Here is a 5,985-nt window from a genome sequence, read left to right as displayed (position 1 = left end):
GGCATGCTAAGGGTGCACGCAAATGTGCACGTTATCGATAAACCAATCAATGGGTGGGATATTGAAGAGCCAATTTTTTGAAGATCCTGGCAGAAGCCGCCCTGAACCCGGGAACAATCAACCTTTGAATCCGAACCCGTTCCGCACCATGGTTTTTTGTGGAAAAACGCGAAGTGATATGCAAAATTTGAATCCGGTAGAAAGAATTTCTGGTGACAGGCCCTTTGAGTGCCGCCTCGGATGGCGGCACATTTTCACTCAAGTTCCTGGCCTGGCAGCTGGAAGCGCAAGCAATAAAGGTTCGGCCATGATCACGGCAGCTAGCCGATACTCCCAGGACTGCGCAATGGAAAGGCGGGATCAGTATGAAGGATACTCTTTTGCCTGAGGACGAAGGCAGCCCCGGGGGGCAGCATCCCGACCTCGACAGAACAAGGCATGACTGTGAGAGGATGGAAATTCCTGATTCCGACCTTTCGATGTCAAGGCGGGAATCATGAACACGGATCCAAGTCCCGACTTCACCGCAGAGGCCAGGAGCCTCGGCTATTTCCCGTTCATCCGATTTTCACCGCTTGAATACCTCACTTTCAAAGAGCTTTATGGGGAATGGATATTCGATCTTTTCAAACGGCTCAAGGATCCTGGCCGCCTTCACCCTGAGTGGGCCATCATATTTGCGGCAGCTGCAGTTCAGCTCTCCCGTGATGAAGTCCTGAAGGCTTCCGATGTACATGCTCTGGTGACCGGATCGGAAGAGTTCATGAATCGCCGGCGGCATATCCGAGAATTTAACGATATGTTCTTTGAAAGGGTGTGGCCGAAAATGAAGGAGGGTGCCCTGGATGTGCGAGAGCCCGACCGCTCCATATATCTGGCGGATTTCGAACGGTGGCGGGAAAAGCTGAAAGCGAGGACGAGCGAGATTCACGGCAAGCACAAGGCTTCCCGGGAGGCAAGCCCTGTCATCGAGCACCGTTCCCAGCCCTCAGATCGGCCGAAGATCGTGAAAAAATCCAAACCTGAAGCTTAAATTTTCAGATTTCTTCCCGGAACCCTGCTCCATTTAACCGATATTAAAGTCGATTAGATATAAGCTGTAATCACTGACAACGGCAGGCCAGTGCTCACTCAAAATATCGTAACCCTCAACAGCGCTGATACAATGGCCTTCCAAGTAGATTAAAAATCCAGCATTGGTAGTACCATTGTTTAATTTTGCCCCAATATTTCCACCCCTGTAATTTTCTGCTAAAGAATTGCACACTAGTCTATTTGGAGTTTTGATTTCTGTTAAGAAACCCATTTCAGTTGAGTGGCGCTCAATGACTTCGATTTCATTGAAGATGGAATCTTGAATCGTTTCAACTTTCACGGAAGCTAAAAATGCTTTGATGACCTGTCTTTCCAAATCATTCAATCCCATAGAGATATCCTAAGAATTGGTTAAATATTGCGTAAATATTTTCATACTGACCTCGATTGCATGCGAAAATTTCGCAATAGTTTAGCTGGCTCAAGCGAACAGTATCAACTCGCCCCCTATGGAATGAAAGCTGTATTGATTCTAACAACTCCGTTAAGAACAATTCCTCTTACTGTTATTGTGAAGCCATCAACCGCCAGTGGCTTTTCAAATATTCCACGCACTAAACCTCTATCTGCCAGCTTCTGTGCTTCTGTTCTTATAGCCATGTAAGCCGAAATACGATCGCCTCCATGGTGAGCTAGAAAATCCTGCAACTTATGCTTAGCTAAATTTTTTCCAAAGACATGTGAAGCACCACTTTTCACCCAATTCAAGGTTAAAGAAACTGATCCTATTTCCCCACCACCGGCAGGAAATGGCCTCCTCACAAAGTCACGCACCGTCCTGATCAAAATTGAGAGTTCCCCGCGACGGACGGCCTTCGCCAGGGCTCCGCTGCTTCCCAGCGCGGTTCCGCTTAAACTCCCGCCCACAAACCCGGCCGCGAGAGTTTTAAGACCGGCGTAATTCCCCTGCGATAGATATTCCCGGGTCTTCCTTTCGATCTCTTCAGCAGCCCGGCCGTAGGGGCCTTTGGCTGCCTCGGTACCGATTTCGTTCACACTATACGTCCCGGCCCTGACCCCGGCCGCGATTTCCGCAGCTCTGATCTCACCAGGCGTTGCCGCTCCTGTCTGCGAGGAGCCAAGAAGTCCATCAATGAAAGCCTGCGGGACGGAGCTGGAGGCGTTGAAATAGGTGGCCAGCGTCACAGGCTCCTCGTCCTTTTCGGCGGCACTTGTATTGCCCTGTGGTTCGTCCGGGGTGGTGTGAGAAAGGGTTATGGCATAGGTCCGGCCACCGAAGCTGCTCTTACCAACTGTTTGAACGTCCGTATCCGCCTTCGACGTTTCATTGTTGCAGGCTCTGTTATGGCTGGCCTCCACATCATCGAGGACATTGAAAAACAGCTGGTCGCTGTGGGAAAGGATAAGACGCATGTAATCGCCTTTGATTACATCCGCGTCATCAAAGATCGGCCAGTGGCCAAGGACGGTATAAGCCTTTTCGATCGAAAGCCTTACATAGGCTGCACGGAGCTGGTCAAACTCGGACGGTGTTGTAGCCTGCGCCGTATCACACAATGGATTTCTTCCAGGCTTTTCCTTCTCTTTTTCGGGCAGACTATCGATGGTTTCATTTTTATGAACAATGGGGCTATCGGGCTGCCGGGGCAAAAAATCGCCTACAAGTTCGAGGTCACGCTTTTGCTTGCATGCGACTTTTTTCGTTTCCAAAACCCCGGCAAAGGTTGGGGAGTAATCGGCCAGGGTGGAATTGTCAAGCCCGGGCAAAATCGCTGAGAAAGTCTGCCCGAAGTTTCCAATAGTTGATAAATCAGGTGAGCCGGCCCTGTTTGAATTCACGCCACCGGCATTGTTTTGTTCATGGCCTGGAAGAAAGTTGGAAATTGAATTCCGCCCGGAGTTGGGAAGTGGCAAGTCGTTGCCGCTCGACGGCTGAACATCGGCTCTCAGGTCAAAGTCGTTTAGATCAAAGTCCTGAGGTTCGTCCGGCTGGTCAGAGCCTGCTGCAACACCCTCACAGTGATAGTCATCATGCATTTTTTTGGCTCTGGCTTCACACGACGGAGTGTTCAGAGCAAAATCGGCGATCTTTGAAAATTCAAATTCCTTTCTCGCCCGGCAATATGAACTGCAATAGAGGTTTATAAATGTACCCGCATCTGCTTCAATGGCATCGCTGAATATTTTATCCTCGGCTTTCAGGGCCGCCTCTGAGCATTCACCTGTGTCCTCAAAATCCTTTGCCCCCTGCCTGGAAACCTGGAAAGCCGCAAGCTCGAGACCAATGGCATTGAGATAATCCAGATAATCGGCAAAAAGCAGTCGGGAAAGCTCACTCTTTCCTTGCGCCGCTTCAGGTCCGCTCTCGCCTTCGTATAAGTCGCTCGCAAGTTTGTCCCAGACGGTCCCTTTTCCCTGAAGGGAGTTAGCGTTTGAAACCACGGCATCGGCGTGAGCCGGTGGAATCGCAATGAGGAAAACGAGTAAGGAGGAGAGAATTTTATGAAGCAGGCGATGCCTTTGTCTCATGGGTTTCATCCTGTTGTTTGCCGGATTCCTGTCAAGGAGGTCCACGATTGAGCCAATTCAATAAGGCGGGGTTATATCGAAAAGGGGTAGGGACTTCAAGGCTGATAAGACATCTTTCGTCAAATATTGAGAAGAAGTGTTCTCAAAGACTGTTCTCAATGAGCACATCACACGGCTCATGACGTACATAAAGATTTTCCGGAGCAATTGGTTTCAACTTTTAATTTTAATACATCGTGAGCTTGCCGAATAATCACAAGGGAGTGATCTCCTGTTCGAACTTATCACCGCTGGAAAAAGAGTGTCAGCGGATTGGCAAAGTCACTGGATGTGGAGCCCAGAATTCCGGTCATGAATGCCGGAAGCAGGGCTTCGCCGGGACGAGTGGATTTTGGATGGATCAGTAAGACCCTCCGGCGAGGGGGATCAACTTCCGAAGCATTAACGCACTTCTGGTATAATCAAACTGCTAAACACAGGGGAGGAGCTGTGAAAAACACCAGACGGGCGTTAAGATCCGCCAAAGCACGCAATACGGCGCTACGTAAAAGTCGATCTCAGGCACTGCACGCGCGTTTCGCAGGTTCAACTCCTACGCCTGCCATGAAGTTAATGGAAAGACTCTTCGAAGAAAACCAGCTGTGGGGTCAGCACGAGACCTTGAATGATCCGTTAAACCTGCCACTGATAGTCATCATGCGGAGTACTGAAGACGCAGCCAGGCTTCGGGTGAGCCTCAACATCGTGAAAATAGCAGTCGAAGCATCCAAAATATCGGACACCAGGACCGAGCTTTCCATACACGCGGATCTTTTAAAGGATCTGGTGCTGGAGATATTTTTTGAGTTCGGCCCTTTGGACAAAAAATACGTCCGTGAGCAAATTGGAGCACTCCAGGGTACTTCATTTCAGAGTTTAGGAGCAAACATCAAATTCCTGGCTGAAACCCATGGAAACTGGCGCAGCAAAGACGATCACGGTTAGCAGTCGCATGGCGCTAAAAAATGGGAATTTTTGTCAGCTTTGAAGACAATTTAAGCAAAATTTGGCCGTTAATCGGTTTTTGAATTTCGTGAACATTGGCATGTTTTCCGATAAAATCCACCGGGAGATCACGCCCTGAAGCAATGATAACAGGTGCAGTCCTGCTCAAAGTGCCTTCGGACCTTAAATGCCTTATGAACTCCATTCCATCCATATCGGGCATGTTGCAATCGGTCACGATCAACGAAAATTGTATGGACCTGCAGCTCTCCAGGGCCGCCTTGCCGTCCGCGGCCACAGTGAGTTTTGCTTCGGGAGCCATAAAGCGAAAAAGGTCCACGTACCACTCAAGGATCTCGGGTTCGTCGTCGACAAAAAGAAAGTTCACCTGGCAACCCCTTCGGTTAAACTGTGCATCTCCCGGCAGAGCCCATCTTTTCTGAAGTGCTTCAAAGGCGCGGCTCATCTGCGCGATGCCATGCCCGGTGTCCAGGAGGCGAATCCTGGCACACAGGAAATTCTCAGCTTCCTGCCCATTCCATGTGCTTCGCTGCAGATCCTGCTTAATGGAGATTAGAGCCTTCAGGCAGATAAGTATCAGGTCATGAACAGCAGGCAAATTGGGTCCAAGCGGAATCTCAATTTCACGCCTATTGTCCAATTCGGCCCATTCGCCATCAACTTCCAGAAGATCCGGGATGGCAGCCACCCGTCCTGGGCCGCCTGAACTGATGACCCGGCGCGCTTCCTCTTCTGTTTCACGGGAAACCAGCCATGAACGTCGGTTCGCGTCAAAACCGCCGCCAATGTCCCTCAGCCAACCACGAACCTGATAGACCGAGCTTCCGCCTCCCAAATCCACCATTTCAGGACTCATTTATTCCTCACCGACGTTGTTAAAATATGCTGTATCGAATTTTGGATTCAGCATTTGCTGGCCCAATGTTGATGCTGAATTTCAACCTTTGGCTTGTGACTTGAAAACGAGGGTGTTGCCTTAATATCTCCATGGCCCTGGTCGCAAAATCCTTGCACCCCTCCTCGCTCCGGGAAAGCAGAAGGAAAGCCATCTTGCCGGGAATCCGCGAATCATCCTTGCTTAACTCCACGCCTGGGCTTTTCAGAAGTGACAGAAATTGAAGAACCTCATCATGGTGCATGCTCATGCTTCCTTGCAAAGAAAATAAAATTACTCACAGGATTTTGATATTTGTCCACAATATCTGATTTACCTGATGGGAAAAACATCCAACTTTGTCACATCCCAATGACCAGGGCCGAAAAAGAGGGTGTTGGATCTCAGAAGTCCGACTTTTCCCAATTCTGCGTCAAACCCCTCCAAGGGTCTGATGCCGAAACGAGTAGTTTCCTGACAGATCGGTGCCAAATGCGTGAAATGATTGCCATGACGAACTG

At 49.6% G+C, this 5,985-nt stretch carries 5 protein-coding genes; 2 read left to right on the top strand and 3 right to left on the bottom strand.

The genetic code is table 11. The features are described 5' to 3' along the window. The first annotated feature begins 496 nt into the window (after window positions 1-496). Window positions 497-1,033, top strand: coding sequence for a hypothetical protein (locus VE954_RS06025; protein ID WP_324950687.1), 537 nt, complete (start codon window positions 497-499; stop codon window positions 1,031-1,033). 33 nt (window positions 1,034-1,066) lie between these two features. On the opposite strand, the gene VE954_RS06020 is transcribed toward VE954_RS06025, so the two are convergent. Next, complete coding sequence (locus VE954_RS06020) at window positions 1,067-1,426, bottom strand: hypothetical protein (RefSeq protein ID WP_324950686.1); 360 nt, start codon at window positions 1,424-1,426, stop codon at window positions 1,067-1,069. Between the two features lie 116 nt (window positions 1,427-1,542). Next, window positions 1,543-3,585 (bottom strand): hypothetical protein, encoded by a 2,043-nt coding sequence (locus VE954_RS06015; protein ID WP_324950683.1) that lies wholly within the window; start codon window positions 3,583-3,585, stop codon window positions 1,543-1,545. A 489-nt stretch (window positions 3,586-4,074) separates the two neighbouring features. Between VE954_RS06015 and VE954_RS06010 the strand changes: the two genes are divergently transcribed. Beyond that, window positions 4,075-4,569 (top strand): hypothetical protein, encoded by a 495-nt coding sequence (locus tag VE954_RS06010; RefSeq protein ID WP_324950681.1) that lies wholly within the window; start codon window positions 4,075-4,077, stop codon window positions 4,567-4,569. A gap of 13 nt (window positions 4,570-4,582) precedes the next feature. Here the strand turns inward: VE954_RS06010 and VE954_RS06005 are convergent, their stop codons facing one another. Beyond that, on the bottom strand, window positions 4,583-5,446 hold the full coding sequence (locus tag VE954_RS06005) for a response regulator (protein ID WP_324950679.1): 864 nt from the start codon (window positions 5,444-5,446) through the stop codon (window positions 4,583-4,585). Between the last annotated feature and the right edge of the window lie 539 nt (window positions 5,447-5,985).

The organism is Oligoflexus sp. (assembly GCF_035638955.1).
GTDB lineage: Bacteria > Bdellovibrionota_B > Oligoflexia > Oligoflexales > Oligoflexaceae > Oligoflexus.
The sequence above is the reverse complement of the archived record's forward strand: the minus strand, read 5'-3'. Positions and strand labels throughout refer to the sequence as shown.

Bases quoted from the DNA above. Each gene is read 5' to 3' on its own strand.
- VE954_RS06005 (WP_324950679.1), bottom strand. From the start codon at position 5,446: ATGAGTCCTGAAATGGTGGATTTGGGAGGCGGAAGCTCGGTCTATCAG.
- VE954_RS06025 (WP_324950687.1), top strand. From the start codon at position 497: ATGAACACGGATCCAAGTCCCGACTTCACCGCAGAGGCCAGGAGCCTC.
- VE954_RS06015 (WP_324950683.1), bottom strand. From the start codon at position 3,585: ATGAGACAAAGGCATCGCCTGCTTCATAAAATTCTCTCCTCCTTACTC.
- VE954_RS06020 (WP_324950686.1), bottom strand. From the start codon at position 1,426: ATGGGATTGAATGATTTGGAAAGACAGGTCATCAAAGCATTTTTAGCT.